Below are 13,153 nucleotides of genomic sequence, written 5' to 3' on the forward strand. Positions count from 1 at the left end.
GCTGCGCCTAAAATGGTTCAATGGTCCAACCAATTTCTGCATGATCGAAGCAAGAAGTCAACCGGGCCGACTTGGATTTTTCCGGGGACTGATGGCGCGCATCTGGTCAAGGAACTGGAGCCATACCGGCTGTTCATCGAGGAGCCGGTGCTCAGCGAAAATCGCGAGGCGCTGAAGGAGATCGCCGCGATTGGCTCTACAGCCGCTGGGACCTCAAGTCTGTGTTTGAGTTCATAGCGACACCGCCGCAGGCGTGATCGCCATAAGCCCGGCTTCGGTCAGTGCGTAGACGCCGCGCTCTGCCCTGGCGAACCAGCCATAGTAATTATGTTGCAGGATGCTGGCCGCCCGCGGCGAGAGCGTCTTCAGATCGCGCGGACGCTTGGGGCCGTCGATCATGGCGGCGGCGCAGGCAAGCGCCTCCTGCCGATAGGCGGTCATGATCGGCTTCTTGCGCGTGCTGCCGCCGATGGACGGATCTCCCTTGCGGCGATGGTGCTCCTCGACCAGACGCGAGCGCCGTCTGGGATCCCGCCGCGGCGGCAGGGCGGCGGGGCTGAGCAACAGCTCGACCTCGCCCTTCCTGCCGACGCCGAGCAGGCCGAAGCCGAGGCGGCGACAAAGCGCGCGGAAGCGCCGGTCGTGCTCACGGCCCTTGCCGCGCGCCGACATCAAAGCGGCCAGCCAGACCTCGTCACAGGAAGCTGCACGGTCGACGGCCTGCAGGACGAGTTCGAGATTAAATTGCAGCTTCAGCTCGCAGATGACGACTACCGGCGGCTCGCCAGCGCGCACCCCGACCACGTCGCAGCCGCCGATCTCACCCTTGACGGCGAAATCCATGCTCTCGAGGAACCGCTTCACCGGTTCGTACAGGGAGGTTTCCTGCATGGGAGAGGCATAGCCGATTCGCGGCTATCCGGCCCAGCGGAACCATTGCGGTCACGGGCACCGATGTCAGGCGCGGTGCAGGTAATCCTCGATCGACTGCGCCTTCATCTCGATCGAGAAGCCGGGCGCCTGAGGCGGCATATAGGCGGCGTCGCGGATCACGCAAGGCTCGAGGAAATGCTCGTGCAGGTGGTCGACATATTCGATGACCCGTCCATCCTTGCTGCCCGACACCGCGACATAGTCGATCATCGACAGATGCTGGACATATTCGCACAGGCCGACGCCGCCGGCATGCGGCCAGACCGGCAGGCCGAACTTAGCGGCGATCAGCAGCACCGCCAGCACCTCGTTCAGCCCACCCATGCGGCAGGAATCGATCTGCACCACGTCAATCGCGCCGCCGGCGATGAACTGCTTGAACATGATGCGGTTCTGGCACATCTCGCCGGTCGCGACCTTGATCGGCGCCACAGCCTTGCGAATCTTGGCATGGCCGGCGACATCGTCGGGGCTGGTCGGTTCCTCGATGAAGAAAGGCTTGGCGAAGGCAAGGTCCTTGAGCCAGTCGATCGCCTGGTCGACTTCCCAGACCTGATTGGCGTCGATCATCAGGTACCGCTCCGGACCGATGACCTCGCGGGCAATCCTGAGACGACGGATGTCGTCGGCGCGGTCGCGGCCGACCTTCAGCTTGATGTGGTTGAACCCATCGTCGACGGCTTCCTGGCAGAGGCGCCGTAGCTTGTCGTCGGGATAGCCGAGCCAGCCGGCCGAGGTGGTGTAGCAGGCATAGCCTTCGCGCTCGAGCGTGGCGATGCGCCCGGCCTTGCCGGCCTCGGCCTTCTTCAAAATCTCCAGAGCCTCGGCGGGCGTGATCGCATCAGTGAGGTAGCGGAAGTCGACGATGCGCACGATTTCTTCCGGGCTCATCTCGGCGACGAGGCGCCAGACCGGCTTGCCGGCTTCCTTCGCCGACAGGTCCCACACCGCGTTGACCACCGCGCCGACGGCTAGATGCATGGCGCCCTTGTCCGGGCCGATCCAGCGCAACTGGCTATCGCCGGTCACGTGATGCCAGAAACGGCCGGGATCCTGCTTCACCCAGTCAAGATCGAGCCCGACGACGAGATGGCGCAGCGCTTCGATCGCCGCGCAGCAGATCTCGTTGCCGCGGCCGATGGTGAAGGTCAGTCCATGGCCTTTCAGCGACGGGACATCGGTGTCGAGGATGACATAGGCGGCCGAATAATCCGGGTCCGGGTTCATCGCGTCCGAGCCGTCCAGGCTTCGCGACGTCGGGAAACGCAGGTCGAAGGTTCTGAGGTCCGTGATTTTCGTCATTGCTGCCTCTTAGCTGGCCTGCCTCGTCATTCGATCGCCGGAACGGCCTCAGATCGACCAGCCGCCGTCGATGTTATAGGCCTGCCCAGTCGTGTAGGTGGCGCCAGCGAGATAGACGGCAAGGTCGGCGATCTCCTCCGGCGTGCCGATCCTGCCCATCGGCTGGCGGGCTATGAAGGCCGCGCGCGCCGCCTCATAGTCGCCTTGCGCCTGCATGCGGCCCTGAAGCGAGGGGCTCTCGACAGTGCCCGGGCAGACGGCGTTGCAGCGAATGCCCTTGGCGACATAGTCGGCGGCGATCGATTTGGTGAGGCCGATGACGGCCGCCTTGGTGACGCCATAGGCGAAGCGGTTCGGCACGCCTTTCGGGGCGCCTGCCACCGACGCCATGTTGATGATCGAGCCGTCGCCGCGCTCCAACATGCCGGGCAGAACGGCGCGGATGGTGCGGATCATGGCGCGCACATTGAGGTTGAAGGCGAAGTCGAGTTCCTCGTCCTTCATCTCCAGGATCGAGCCTGCATGGACGAAGCCGGCGCAGTTGAACAGGACGTCCACGCGGCCGATTTCGGCGAAGGCGGTCTTCACCGCCTCGTCGTTCAGCACGTCGAGCTTTCGCGTCATGATGCCGGAGGTCTTTGCGAGCTCGGCCAGGGCCGTCTCGTTGATGTCGGTGGCGTGGACGGTGGCGCCGGCCTTGGCGAAGGCCAGCGCGCTTGCCCGCCCTATGCCTTGCGCGGCCGCCGTGACGACCACGACCTTGCCTGTGATGTCAGCCATGTTTTATCTCCGTCTTTCAGCCGGGCCGTCGCTCGACGATGTAGATGTGATCCGCGGCCAGCACGACCTCGTCGCGCTGGTTCAAAACCTCGACGCGCTCGATGATGCGTCCGGCGTTTGGCCGTTTCGGGTCGTCTTCCTTGGCCGCGATGGTGGTGCGGGTGCGGATCGTGTCGCCGATAAAGACCGGCTTGATGAAGCGCAACCGGTCGTAGCCGTAGGAAAAAGCGACCGGGTTGATGACGCTCGCTGTCAAGCCGACGCCGACCGAAAAGACCAATGTGCCATGCGCGATGCGCTGGCCGAAGGGCGTCGTCTTCATGAACTCAGCGTCCATGTGATGCGGGAAGAAATCGCCGGTGTGGCCGGCATGGACGACGAAATCGGTCTCGGTGATGGTGCGGCCGCTGGTGAGGCGCGACGAGCCGATCTCGTAATCCTCGAAATAGGTGGTCTGTTCCATGTCCGGCCTAACTTACGGCTTTGCGGCTAGCGGCGTTGCCGGCGCGGCGCTCGACTTATAGGCGGCCTCGACCAGCGCCATGGTGTGCCAAGCGTCCTCGACGGAGCTGACAAGCTCGGCGTCCTCGCCAGCGGCAAAGCGCTGGACATTGGCCATGCGGCCGACAAAGGCATCGGGGAACCATTCGCCGGCGAGCGGTATGGCGGTCCAGTCCGACCCGCCTTTTGCATAGATTTCCAAAATATCCGGCTCGCCGCGAGGATAGTCGAGGTTGAGGCCGAGCTTGACATAGGCAGCACCCTCGGTGCCGCAGATGCGGAACTCGCAGGCCTGGTGGCGGCGGCCAAATTTGTGGTCGTGATTAATCGAAAGTCCGCAACGCACCGTATCGCCATAGTCGAGGATGGCGCTGGTGCGGGTCTGCGCGACCTTGTGATTGGGATGGCCGAGCGTCTTGGCGTGCACGCCCAGCGGATTGCCTAGAAGCTGGCGGATCAGGTCGAGATAATGGATCGAATGCATGGCGATCTCGACGCGCGGCGCCTTCAGCAGGAATTCCCAGAGCTGCCAGGGCGTGTCGAGCGCCAGCAGCGCATCGAAGTCGACGACCTCGCCCAGCCAGCCCTTGGCGATGGCGTCCTTCAGCGCCAGCATCATCGGCGCGAAACGGAGCTGAAAGTTGACCGCGGCCTTGAGCTTCTTGGCGCGGCAGATTTCGAGGATCTCGGTCGCCTCGCCGAGATAATTGCCCATCGGCTTTTGGATCAGCGCCACCGCGCCATCAGGCAAAGCCTTAAGCACCTCGGCGTGCCGGCCCGGCGGTGTGGCGAGATCGAAGATCGCGTCCTTCACCGTCGCGGCTTCCTCGATCGAACGAAACGCCTTCACGCCCCATTTGTCGGCGAGCTTCTGCGCCTTCGCCTGGTCCGGATCGTAGAGGCCCGAAATCGGGAAGCCGCCCTTGCGATAGGCGGGGAAATGAGCGTCGCCGACGATCGAACCGGCGCCGAAGGTGACGATCGGCCGCGGCTCCGACGGCTTCGGCCAGGACTGGGCCAGCGATGCCGGATCGAAGGCATCAGTCATGATGGAAGACCTCATCCATCGACGCCCACCACTCGCCTTCCTTTCGGGTTTCGAGCGGCTCCTGGCAGGGCATGCACACCGACCACCATTCCTGCGTCTTCGGGTCGGCCGCCATCTTGGCCATGTCGGCGGCGTAGTCGGTGCCGTGATATTCGAAATAGGAGAAGAGCAGGTTCTCCGGCCGCTTCAGATAGATCGAATAGTTCTTGATGTTGCAGGCCGAGATCATGGCGAGAACGTCCGGCCATACGGCGGCATGAAGGCGGACATATTCCTCGACCTTCTCGGTTTTCAATCCAAGCACCATGCCCATGCGCTGCATACCCGCCTCCCTATTTCACGATCGCCGTGGTGAATTCGGCGATGCTTCTTGCCTTGACCGCGTCCCAGTCCCAATCGATGCCGATGCCCGGCTCGCTGGGCGCCAGAGCATGGCCATCCTCAATGCACATCTTGGCGCCCGTCAACTCATCGAGCTGCGGAATATACTCGATATATTTGCCGTTCTGGATGGCGCAGACCAGGCTGACATGCAATTCCATCAGGAAATGAGGGCAAACCGGCATGTCGAAGGCTTCGGCCGCATGGGCCACTTTCAGCCAGGGCGTGATACCGCCTATGCGTCCGACATCGACCTGGATGATGTTGGCGCCGCCCTTTTGCATATACTCGCGGAAATGCCTGATCGAATAGAGCGACTCGCCGACGGCGATCGGCGTCGCGGTCGAATTCGACAACCGCACATGGCCGTCGATGTCGTCGGCCGGCAGCGGCTCCTCGATCCAGGCAAGGTCGAGCTCGCGCAGCCGCTCGGCGCGCCGGATCGCCTCGTCGACGGAAAAACCCTGGTTGCAGTCCGTCATGATCTCGTAGGCGTCGCCGACCGCCTTGCGCACCGCCGCCAACCGCGAAAAATCCTCGGAGCCGTGCGGCTTGCCGATCTTGACCTTCGAGCCGGTAAAGCCCCTGGCCTTCGCTTCCAGGGCGTCGTCCACCAGCGCCTGCGTCTCGATATGCAACCAGCCGCCTTCGGTGGTGTAGAGCGGACAGCGGTCCTTGGCGCCGCCGGCGAGCTTCCAGAGCGGCAGGTTCTGTTTTCTCGCGCGCAGATCCCAAAGGGCGGTGTCGATCGCGGCCAGTGCGATAGCCGTGATCGCCCCGATGGTGGTGGCATGGGTGGCGAATTCGAGATCGTGCCAGATCGCCTCGATCTGGTCGGCATCACGGCCGATCAGGCGCGGCGCGAGATGGTCGGCCAGAAGCCGCATCACCGACGAGCCGCCGGTGCCGATCGTGTAGCTGTAGCCCGTCCCCGTCGCACCGTCGGCATCGGTGATGGTGACGATCGGCGTTTCCTGGCTGACGAAGCTCTGGATGGCGTCCGTGCGCTTCACCTTCGGCACGAGGTCGACCATGCGCAGCTCGATTTTTTCGATTTTCGCCATGTCAGGCCCTCAGCGACTTGCCGGTTTCGGCGGAGAACAGATGCGCGCGGCTCAGGTCGAAGCTCATGCCGATCCTGTCGCCGGCTTTCAGCGGCTTGGGATTGAGCATGCGCGAGACCCAGTCGGCGCCGTTGAACTCGGCGAAGACCAACGTTTCGTTGCCGAGCGGCTCGGTAATGCTGACCGGCAGATCGACGCGGTGCACTTCGGTTTCGCCGCCCGAGCTCAGGCCGTGACCGGTCGGGTAGAAATCATCCGGACGAATGCCGAACACGACGTTGTCGCCGGCCGCCGTCTTCGACTTGAACTGTCCAGGCAGCGGCAGGCTGTCGCCGCGGCTGAAGACAAGCCTGCCGTCGCTCACCGTCGCCTCGTGCAAATTCATCGGCGGCGAGCCGATGAAGCCGGCGACGAAGCGGGTGGCGGGACGGCTGAACACCTCGTCCGGCGTGCCGACCTGCTCGATATGGCCGGAGCGCATGATGACGATGCGGTCAGCGAGGGTCATCGCCTCGACCTGGTCGTGGGTTACATAGATCACCGTCGACTTCACCTTGGCGTGCAGCTTCTTGATCTCGGTGCGCATCTGCGTCCTGAGCTTGGCGTCGAGGTTAGACAGCGGCTCGTCGAACAGGAAGACGTCGGGATCGCGCACGATGGCGCGGCCCATGGCGACGCGCTGGCGCTGGCCGCCGGAGAGCTGTGAGGGCCGGCGGTCAAGCAGCTCGTCGAGGCCGAGGATGGCGGAGGCTTCCGCCACGCGCCGGTCCATGTCGTCCTTGGCCGCTCCCGCGATCTTCAGCGAGAAGCCGAGATTCTCGCGCACCGTCATATGCGGATAGAGCGCGTAGGACTGGAACACCATCGAGATGTTGCGCGAGCGCGGCGGCAGGTCGTTGACCACCCGGCCGCCGATGTCGATGTTGCCGCCGCTGATGTCCTCAAGGCCCGCGATCATGCGCAACGTCGTCGACTTGCCGCAGCCGGAGGGGCCGACCAGCGCGATGAATTCGCGGTCGGCGATATCGAGATCGATACCGTGCACGATCTGCATATTGCCGTAGCGCTTGGTGAGCTTTTTCAGCGAAACCGTTGCCATGAAGTTCAACCTTTCACCGCGCCGGAGGTGAGGCCGCCGACGAGGTGTTTCTGGACGATGTAGGTGAGGGTCAGCGCCGGGATGATCATCACCACCGCCAGCGCGCACATGCCGCGCCAGTCGATGGTGAACTCGGCCGTGAAGTCGAGCAGCCCGACGGGCAGTGTCTTGGAGTTGACGGAACGGGTCAACTGCGAGGCCAGCGCGAACTCGTTCCAGCAGGTGAGGAAGGCAAAGATGGCGGCCGAGGCGATGCCCGGACGCGCCAGCGGGAATTCGACCTGCCAGAAGGCCTGCCAGCGCGTGCAGCCGTCGATCTGGGCTGCTTCGGCGAGATCCTTCGGCACCTGGCGGAAAAAGCCGTCGATCAGCCAAATGGTGAAGGGGATGTTCAGCGCCACATAGGCGAGGATCATGCCGAAATGCGTGTCGATGATGCCGAGCCGCGCATAGACGAAGAAGAGCGGCAGGGACATGGCGATGCCTGGCACGGTGCGGGTCAGCATCAGTCCGAGGAACATCCCCGACTTGCCGCGGAAGCGGTAGCGCGCGAAGGCATAGCCGCCGGCCATGCCGATGGCGACCGCGATCACCGTCGAGGTGACCGAGATGATCAGCGAGTTGCGGAAGTAGTCGAGCACCGGAATGCCGCCCTTGCCGATGCCGCTGAACATGGCGACATAGGCATCGAAGGACATTTCCTGTGGTATCCAGACCGGCGGCTTGGCCATGATCTCGACCGTGGGCCTGAGCGACGACAGCACGATCCAGATGCCTGGCAGGCAGATCACGAGCATGGCCAGGAAAAGGCCGACGCGATGCGCGACGGTCAGCGCGCGGCGTGTGAGGCGGGCGGAGGCGTTCTCGTCCATCATCACCACTCCGCGCCGATCTGCGCGCGCGCCGCGGCGAGCTTGTTGTAGAAATAGACGGTGAAGGCGATCGACAGCAGGATCGAGAAATAGGCCATGGCGTTGGCCAGCCCCATGCGAGCGTCGCTGTAAGCGGTTCGACCGACCAGCGTCCACAAAAGCTCGGTGCGGCCGGCCGGACCGCCATCGGTCATGATCTTGACGATGTCATAGGCGCGCGCGACGTCGAGCGAGCGGATCGTCATGGCGATGTAGGCGAAGGGCATGACGAAGGGCCAGGTCACATAGCGGAAGGTCTGCCAGGGCGTGCAGCCGTCGACGCGGGCCGCCTCGATGGGCTCCTTGGGCATGGCGAGCAGACCGGCCAGGATCAGGATGGCGAAGATCGAGGTCGACGACCAGACTTCTGCGATGGTGATGGCGGTGAAGGCGAGGTGGCTTTCGATCAGCCACGGGATGGCGTCCTGGGTTATGCCCAGCGACTGCAGCGCGTTGTTCACCAGGCCGATATTGTCGTTGAACATGAATTTGAACTGGAAGCCGACCAGGATCGGCGAGAACATCATCGGGAACATCATCAGCGTGCGCAGGATGCGCTGGCCGCGGGCCGCCTTCTCGACCAGCATAGCCAGGCCGAGGCCGAGCAGCATTTCGAGGTTGAGCGCGATGGTGAGCAACAGAACGGTACGACCGAAGGCCCACCAGAAGTCGGGATTGCTCAGGATCGAGATATAGTTACGGAAGCCGATCAGCACGAAGAAGGTCTCGGGCCGGGTCAAGCGGAAGGGCGTGAAACTGGAATAGAGCGACAAAAGCAGCGGCACGAGCACCACCGCCGCCAACACGACGAAGGCCGGCAGCAGCAGGAGAATCGGCGCGGATGGCTTGAAGCCCTTCATCGGGATCCTATCAGCGAGGTGAAATGATCCAGCCCCGGTCGATACCGAGGATGGCATATTTTGCGAGGCTACGCGGCCGCCTCCCCGGTTCGCGGGGAGGCGGTTGAGGGCGCGGCTGCCTAGAGCTTGCCGGCGTCCTGGAGGATTTGCGTTGCCTTGGCGGCAGCGTCGTCGAGCGCCTGCTTCGACGTCTTGTCGCCAAGGATGGCGGCCTGCAACTCGGGATAGACGGCGTTGGAAATCTCGATCCATTCCGGCGTCTGAGGAACCGGGAAGGCGTTCTTGGCGGCTTCCTGGAAGGCCTGCAGCACTTCGGTCTTGTACGGATCGGACTTCGCCTGCTCGAGATCCCATTCCCAAACCTTGGTTCGGGTGGGCAGCGGACCGGCAGCGGCTTCCAACTTCTGGCTGTCCTCATTGGTCAGCCACCAGACCAGCGAAGCGGCGGCTTCCTTGTTGGCGCAGTTCTCGGTCACCGAGAAGCCATGCGCGCCGGACCAGCCGGAGCGCTTGCCGGACGAGCCCTTGGGCTGGACCTTGACGCCGACATTGCCGGCGACCTTGGACGACTTGGGGTCATTGAAGAAGCCGGCCCAACCCGGCCAGTCGAGGTTGATTGCCACGGTGCCGGAGGCGAAGCCCTGTCCAAGATCGTCCCACAGATAGTTGGTGGTGCCCGCCGGCACGGCCTTGGCCTTGTAGAGCTTGACGAACCAGTCGAGCGCCTTGACGCCGGCCTCGGAATTGAACGCCGGCTTGCCGTCCTTGTCGAGATATTCGCCGCCATCGGCGATCACCATCTCGTAGAAGCGGCCGTTGATCGCCTCTTCCTTGCCGGCATATTGCGTGCCGTAGAAGTCAGGCGGGCTGGCGAAGAATTCGGCCTGCTGCGCCATCTCGTCGAACGTGTCCGGCGGAGCGAGCTCCTCGCCGTATTTGGCCTTATAGGCTTTCTTCTTGGCTTCGTCCTGGTAGAGGCTCTTCTGGTAGTAAAGCGCCGAGACGTCGAACTGGGCGCGCGGCAGCATGACCAATTTGCCGTCCAGCGTCCCGGCGGCGATGTTGGCCGGCACGAAGGCGTCGATCTCCTCCTTCGGCAGCAGCTTGGCGAGATCGGTATAGATGCCCGGATATTGCGGCGCGAACGATGTATGATTGGAGCCGACGCACCAGGTGATCGAGTTGGAGGCAATGTCCGACTTGATCTCCTTGTCGAGGTCGAAGTGGTTCTTCTTCGACAGGATATTGACCTTGGCGCCGGTCAGCTTCTCCCATTCCGGAATGCGCTCGTAGAGCTTCTCGTATTGCTGGCCGCCGATCAGCTTGGCGTCGATCGTGACACCCGGAAATTTGCCGGGCAGATCGGCTGAAAACGCCGTGCCGCCCAGCAGCAAACCGGCCAGGCCGGCGGAAATGCCCAGAAGCAGTCTCGTCATGTTCTCTCCTCCCACGAACTCGCGGCGACGGCCGGCCGGATGCGCAGCGGATCACCTGAGCTTCATTCATATGCAAATAGCATTTTCATTCCCGGGTCAAGCCGATTATGCTTCCAGCGAGACGAGCTTCATGCATATATGCAGGAGAAAATTCACTGGAGGGGCAGTTGGCCGAGGAAGAAGACGGGGACCGCTACCGCGCGCCGGCGCTGGACAAGGGGCTGGACATCCTCGAGCTGCTGGCGAGCGTGGACGGCGGTCTGACCCAGGCGGAGATCGCCAAGCGACTCGACCGCAGCCCGAACGAGTTCTACCGCATGCTCGACCGCCTGGTGCGGCGCGGCTATGTCACCAAGATCGACGGCGACCGCTATTCGCTGACGCTCAAGCTTTTCGGGCTGGCGCAGCTACACGCGCCGGTGCGTCGTCTGGTGTCCTACGCGACGCCGATCATGCGCGACCTGGCCGAAACCTCATGGCAGGCCAATCAATTGGTGGTGTTCGACCGCGGCGCCGCCGTTGTCATCGCCCAGCAGGAAGCGCCGCGCTACTGGGGCATCTCGATCCGGGTCGGCTCGCATATCAGCCTGTTCGACACCGGCTCCGGCCATGTGCTGCTTGCCTTCCGCTCGCCCGAGGAGCGCAAGATGATGATCGCCGAGCATCTGCAGAGCACCGAACAGCTCAATTTGACGCCCGAGTTCTTCGCCCGCCTCGACCAGGTGCGCGACCGCGGCTACGAGATGATGGCTTCGCTGCAGACCGCCGGCGTCTACAATCTTTCGACACCGGTGCTCGGACCTGACGGTAGAGCCATCGCAGCGCTGACCATCCCCTATATCACCCTCGTCAATGCGCCTACGGCGCCGGACATCACACTGACGATCCGGCATTTGCAGGATGCCGCCGCAAGACTGTCGCAGCTTGCCGGGTCGGATGTCCCGCAGTCGTCGTAACTTCCTATTTGAATAATGCATTTTTAGGCGGGATATTGCCTGGCACAATGAGAGGAGACGCCGCCATGATCATCGACACGCATCTGCACCTCATCGACCAGAGCGCATTGCGCTATCCTTGGCTGGCCGGCGTGCCGGCGCTGAACCGCGATTTCTCCTATCAGGAATACGCGACCGATGCGTTGCGTTCCGGCATTGAGGCTGTGCTGCACATGGAGGTCGATGTCGACCCCGCCGACATCGCCGCTGAGACCGCTTACGTGAAGTCGCTCGCCGGCCAGCCAGGCAGCCTGCTTCGTGGGGCGATCGCCTCCTGCCGGCCCGAAGAGGCCGGTTTCGAGGCCTATCTGGAAACGGTCGAGGCAGACCCGTTCGTCAAGGGTTTCCGCCGCGTGCTGCATGTCGTGCCCGACGATGTCTCGGAAGGCACGCTGTTTCGCCAGAACGTCAAGCGGCTGGCCGGCGCCGGGCTGACCTTCGACCTGGTGGTGCTGCCGCATCAGATCCCGAAGGCGATGGCGCTTGCCGACCTCGCGCCCAACGTCCAGTTCGTCCTCGACCATTGCGGCGTGCCCGACATCAAGGGCAATGCCGAGCATCCCTGGCACGAGCATATGGAGGCGATCGCCAAGCGGCCCAACGTAACGGCCAAGATCTCCGGCGTCGTCGCCTATGCCGATCCGGCGAGTTGGACGGTCGATACGCTCCGGCCCTATGTCGAGCACACGATCAGCAGCTTCGGCTGGGACCGCGTGATCTGGGGCAGCGACTGGCCGGTCTGCACGCTGGGCGGCGGGCTGACGACCTGGATTGCCGCCACGCATGCGCTGCTGGCCGGTGTCAGCGATTCAGAGCGTATCAGCTTGTTATCCGGCAATGCGCGACGGTTGTGGCGGCTTGCATAGTCGCTCGATTTAAATTGTTGCCCGTACATGGCGCTCGCGGCCGTAGAGCGAGACCAGAAGCAGGATGACCAGGCCAAGCGCGGCCTGCACCGTCGACGGCCGGAAGCCGAGGCCGATCAGCAGCGTGTTGATTTCGGTCAGCACCAGGACGCCGGCGATGGTGCCGAGATAGCTGCCGCGGCCGCCGACAAGCGCGGCGCCGCCGACCACGACGGCGGCGATCGTCTGGAACAGATAGGGCTGGCCGACATCGCCATAGGCCGAGCCGGTGAAGCCGAGCAAAAGCACGCCGGCGACCGCCGCGAAGAAGGCGCTCGCGGCATAGGTGAGGATCCACATGCGCAGCGGATCGATCAGCGCCAGGGGCGCCGCCTCAGGGTTGCTGCCGACCGCGTAGAGGCGGCGCCCATAGGGCGTGCGGGCGAGCACCAGCACGATCAGCGCTGTCAGAACCACGAGGCTGGGCACCAGCAAGGGCACAGGCAGGGGGCCGACCGAACCCCCGATCGAGACCAAGCTGGACACGACCTGCGGCGCCGAGCCGGAGGGGAAGCCGCCGGTCCACAACAGCACGGCGCCCTGGACGATCATGCCGATGCCCAGCGTGACGATCAGCGGATGGATGTTGAGTCCGCGCGAGATCAGCCCGTTCAGCGCGCCGATCGCGATGGCAAGGACACCGACGAGGACGCAGACCAGGGCGAAGTTCCAGCCCTGGCCGTAAAGCTGCGCCGCCACGACATTGGCGAAGCCGATGACGAACGGAATGGAAAGATCGATCCCGCCGAGGATGACGACCAGCGTCTGGCCGATGGAGGCGACCGCCAGCAGCGAGGCGATGACCAGCAGCGCGCGGATGGCAAAGGGTGCCGAATAGCCGGGAATGAGCAGCGTGCCGGCTATCTGCAGCAGCAGCGCCATCGCGAAGGCGCCGGCGATGCGGGCATTGGTGGACTGGAACCAGTTGCTTGTCATCC

At 63.7% G+C, this 13,153-nt stretch carries 15 protein-coding genes; 3 read left to right on the forward strand and 12 right to left on the reverse strand.

Annotation, left to right across the window (positions count from 1 at the left end):
• Nucleotides 1–12: 12 nt before the first annotated feature.
• Nucleotides 13–237: a hypothetical protein gene (locus P9272_RS12150; protein ID WP_278160776.1), complete on the forward strand. Its 225-nt coding sequence runs from the start codon at nt 13–15 to the stop codon at nt 235–237.
• Here the strand turns inward: P9272_RS12150 and P9272_RS12155 are convergent.
• From P9272_RS12155 to P9272_RS12205, 11 genes are all read right to left on the reverse strand, one after another.
• Nucleotides 232–891, reverse strand: coding sequence for a DUF2161 family putative PD-(D/E)XK-type phosphodiesterase (locus tag P9272_RS12155; RefSeq protein WP_278160726.1), 660 nt, complete (start codon nt 889–891; stop codon nt 232–234). The two genes, P9272_RS12150 and P9272_RS12155, sit on opposite strands and share 6 nt — an antisense overlap.
• Before the next feature lie 66 nt (nt 892–957).
• Entirely contained in the window at nt 958–2,235 is a 1,278-nt protein-coding gene (locus tag P9272_RS12160) for an L-fuconate dehydratase (RefSeq protein ID WP_278160727.1), read from the reverse strand.
• Between the two features lie 48 nt (nt 2,236–2,283).
• On the reverse strand, nt 2,284–3,015 hold the full coding sequence (locus P9272_RS12165; protein WP_278160728.1) for an SDR family oxidoreductase: 732 nt from the start codon (nt 3,013–3,015) through the stop codon (nt 2,284–2,286).
• 16 nt (nt 3,016–3,031) lie between these two features.
• On the reverse strand, nt 3,032–3,478 hold the full coding sequence (locus P9272_RS12170) for a MaoC/PaaZ C-terminal domain-containing protein (protein WP_140687220.1): 447 nt from the start codon (nt 3,476–3,478) through the stop codon (nt 3,032–3,034).
• Between the two features lie 12 nt (nt 3,479–3,490).
• Complete coding sequence (locus tag P9272_RS12175) at nt 3,491–4,564, reverse strand: Gfo/Idh/MocA family oxidoreductase (protein WP_278160729.1); 1,074 nt, start codon at nt 4,562–4,564, stop codon at nt 3,491–3,493.
• Nucleotides 4,557–4,886 (reverse strand): L-rhamnose mutarotase, encoded by a 330-nt coding sequence (locus P9272_RS12180; protein WP_278160730.1) that lies wholly within the window; start codon nt 4,884–4,886, stop codon nt 4,557–4,559. Before P9272_RS12180 ends, P9272_RS12175 begins: the two co-directional genes overlap by 8 nt.
• Nucleotides 4,887–4,896: 10 nt before the next feature.
• Nucleotides 4,897–6,009, reverse strand: a complete 1,113-nt coding sequence (locus P9272_RS12185; protein WP_278160731.1) for a mandelate racemase/muconate lactonizing enzyme family protein — start codon at nt 6,007–6,009, stop codon at nt 4,897–4,899.
• Between the two features lies 1 nt (nt 6,010).
• Nucleotides 6,011–7,108, reverse strand: a complete 1,098-nt coding sequence (gene ugpC, locus P9272_RS12190; RefSeq protein ID WP_278160732.1) for a sn-glycerol-3-phosphate ABC transporter ATP-binding protein UgpC — start codon at nt 7,106–7,108, stop codon at nt 6,011–6,013.
• Nucleotides 7,109–7,113: 5 nt separating this feature from the next.
• Nucleotides 7,114–7,980, reverse strand: a complete 867-nt coding sequence (locus tag P9272_RS12195) for a carbohydrate ABC transporter permease (protein ID WP_278160772.1) — start codon at nt 7,978–7,980, stop codon at nt 7,114–7,116.
• 2 nt (nt 7,981–7,982) lie between these two features.
• Nucleotides 7,983–8,879: a sugar ABC transporter permease gene (locus tag P9272_RS12200; protein WP_128257130.1), complete on the reverse strand. Its 897-nt coding sequence runs from the start codon at nt 8,877–8,879 to the stop codon at nt 7,983–7,985.
• 119 nt (nt 8,880–8,998) lie between these two features.
• The gene (locus P9272_RS12205; protein ID WP_128257131.1) at nt 8,999–10,315 is read right to left on the reverse strand and encodes a sugar ABC transporter substrate-binding protein; all 1,317 of its coding nucleotides are present in this window, start codon (nt 10,313–10,315) and stop codon (nt 8,999–9,001) included.
• Between the two features lie 167 nt (nt 10,316–10,482).
• Here P9272_RS12205 and P9272_RS12210 point away from each other — a divergent pair, with 167 nt between their 5' ends.
• Together P9272_RS12210 and P9272_RS12215 are read left to right on the forward strand one after the other, a co-directional pair.
• Nucleotides 10,483–11,271, forward strand: a complete 789-nt coding sequence (locus P9272_RS12210) for an IclR family transcriptional regulator (RefSeq protein ID WP_095817630.1) — start codon at nt 10,483–10,485, stop codon at nt 11,269–11,271.
• Nucleotides 11,272–11,336: 65 nt separating this feature from the next.
• Nucleotides 11,337–12,176: an amidohydrolase gene (locus P9272_RS12215; protein WP_278160733.1), complete on the forward strand. Its 840-nt coding sequence runs from the start codon at nt 11,337–11,339 to the stop codon at nt 12,174–12,176.
• Between the two features lie 9 nt (nt 12,177–12,185).
• On the opposite strand, the gene P9272_RS12220 is transcribed toward P9272_RS12215, so the two are convergent.
• Entirely contained in the window at nt 12,186–13,151 is a 966-nt protein-coding gene (locus P9272_RS12220; protein ID WP_278160734.1) for an ABC transporter permease, read from the reverse strand.
• Nucleotides 13,152–13,153: the final 2 nt, after the last annotated feature.

The sequence above is a fragment of the Mesorhizobium sp. WSM4976 genome (genome assembly GCF_029625685.1).
GTDB lineage: Bacteria > Pseudomonadota > Alphaproteobacteria > Rhizobiales > Rhizobiaceae > Mesorhizobium.

What these genes read in the sequence shown, in the direction of transcription:
- P9272_RS12200 (WP_128257130.1), bottom strand. Translation starts at nt 8,879, where the DNA reads ATGAAGGGCTTCAAGCCATCCGCGCCGATTCTCCTGCTGCTGCCGGCC.
- P9272_RS12220 (WP_278160734.1), bottom strand. Translation starts at nt 13,151, where the DNA reads ATGACAAGCAACTGGTTCCAGTCCACCAATGCCCGCATCGCCGGCGCC.
- P9272_RS12150 (WP_278160776.1), top strand. Translation starts at nt 13, where the DNA reads ATGGTTCAATGGTCCAACCAATTTCTGCATGATCGAAGCAAGAAGTCA.
- ugpC (WP_278160732.1), bottom strand. Translation starts at nt 7,108, where the DNA reads ATGGCAACGGTTTCGCTGAAAAAGCTCACCAAGCGCTACGGCAATATG.
- P9272_RS12165 (WP_278160728.1), bottom strand. Translation starts at nt 3,015, where the DNA reads ATGGCTGACATCACAGGCAAGGTCGTGGTCGTCACGGCGGCCGCGCAA.
- P9272_RS12160 (WP_278160727.1), bottom strand. Translation starts at nt 2,235, where the DNA reads ATGACGAAAATCACGGACCTCAGAACCTTCGACCTGCGTTTCCCGACG.
- P9272_RS12195 (WP_278160772.1), bottom strand. Translation starts at nt 7,980, where the DNA reads ATGGACGAGAACGCCTCCGCCCGCCTCACACGCCGCGCGCTGACCGTC.
- P9272_RS12205 (WP_128257131.1), bottom strand. Translation starts at nt 10,315, where the DNA reads ATGACGAGACTGCTTCTGGGCATTTCCGCCGGCCTGGCCGGTTTGCTG.
- P9272_RS12175 (WP_278160729.1), bottom strand. Translation starts at nt 4,564, where the DNA reads ATGACTGATGCCTTCGATCCGGCATCGCTGGCCCAGTCCTGGCCGAAG.
- P9272_RS12180 (WP_278160730.1), bottom strand. Translation starts at nt 4,886, where the DNA reads ATGCAGCGCATGGGCATGGTGCTTGGATTGAAAACCGAGAAGGTCGAG.
- P9272_RS12215 (WP_278160733.1), top strand. Translation starts at nt 11,337, where the DNA reads ATGATCATCGACACGCATCTGCACCTCATCGACCAGAGCGCATTGCGC.
- P9272_RS12170 (WP_140687220.1), bottom strand. Translation starts at nt 3,478, where the DNA reads ATGGAACAGACCACCTATTTCGAGGATTACGAGATCGGCTCGTCGCGC.
- P9272_RS12155 (WP_278160726.1), bottom strand. Translation starts at nt 891, where the DNA reads ATGCAGGAAACCTCCCTGTACGAACCGGTGAAGCGGTTCCTCGAGAGC.
- P9272_RS12185 (WP_278160731.1), bottom strand. Translation starts at nt 6,009, where the DNA reads ATGGCGAAAATCGAAAAAATCGAGCTGCGCATGGTCGACCTCGTGCCG.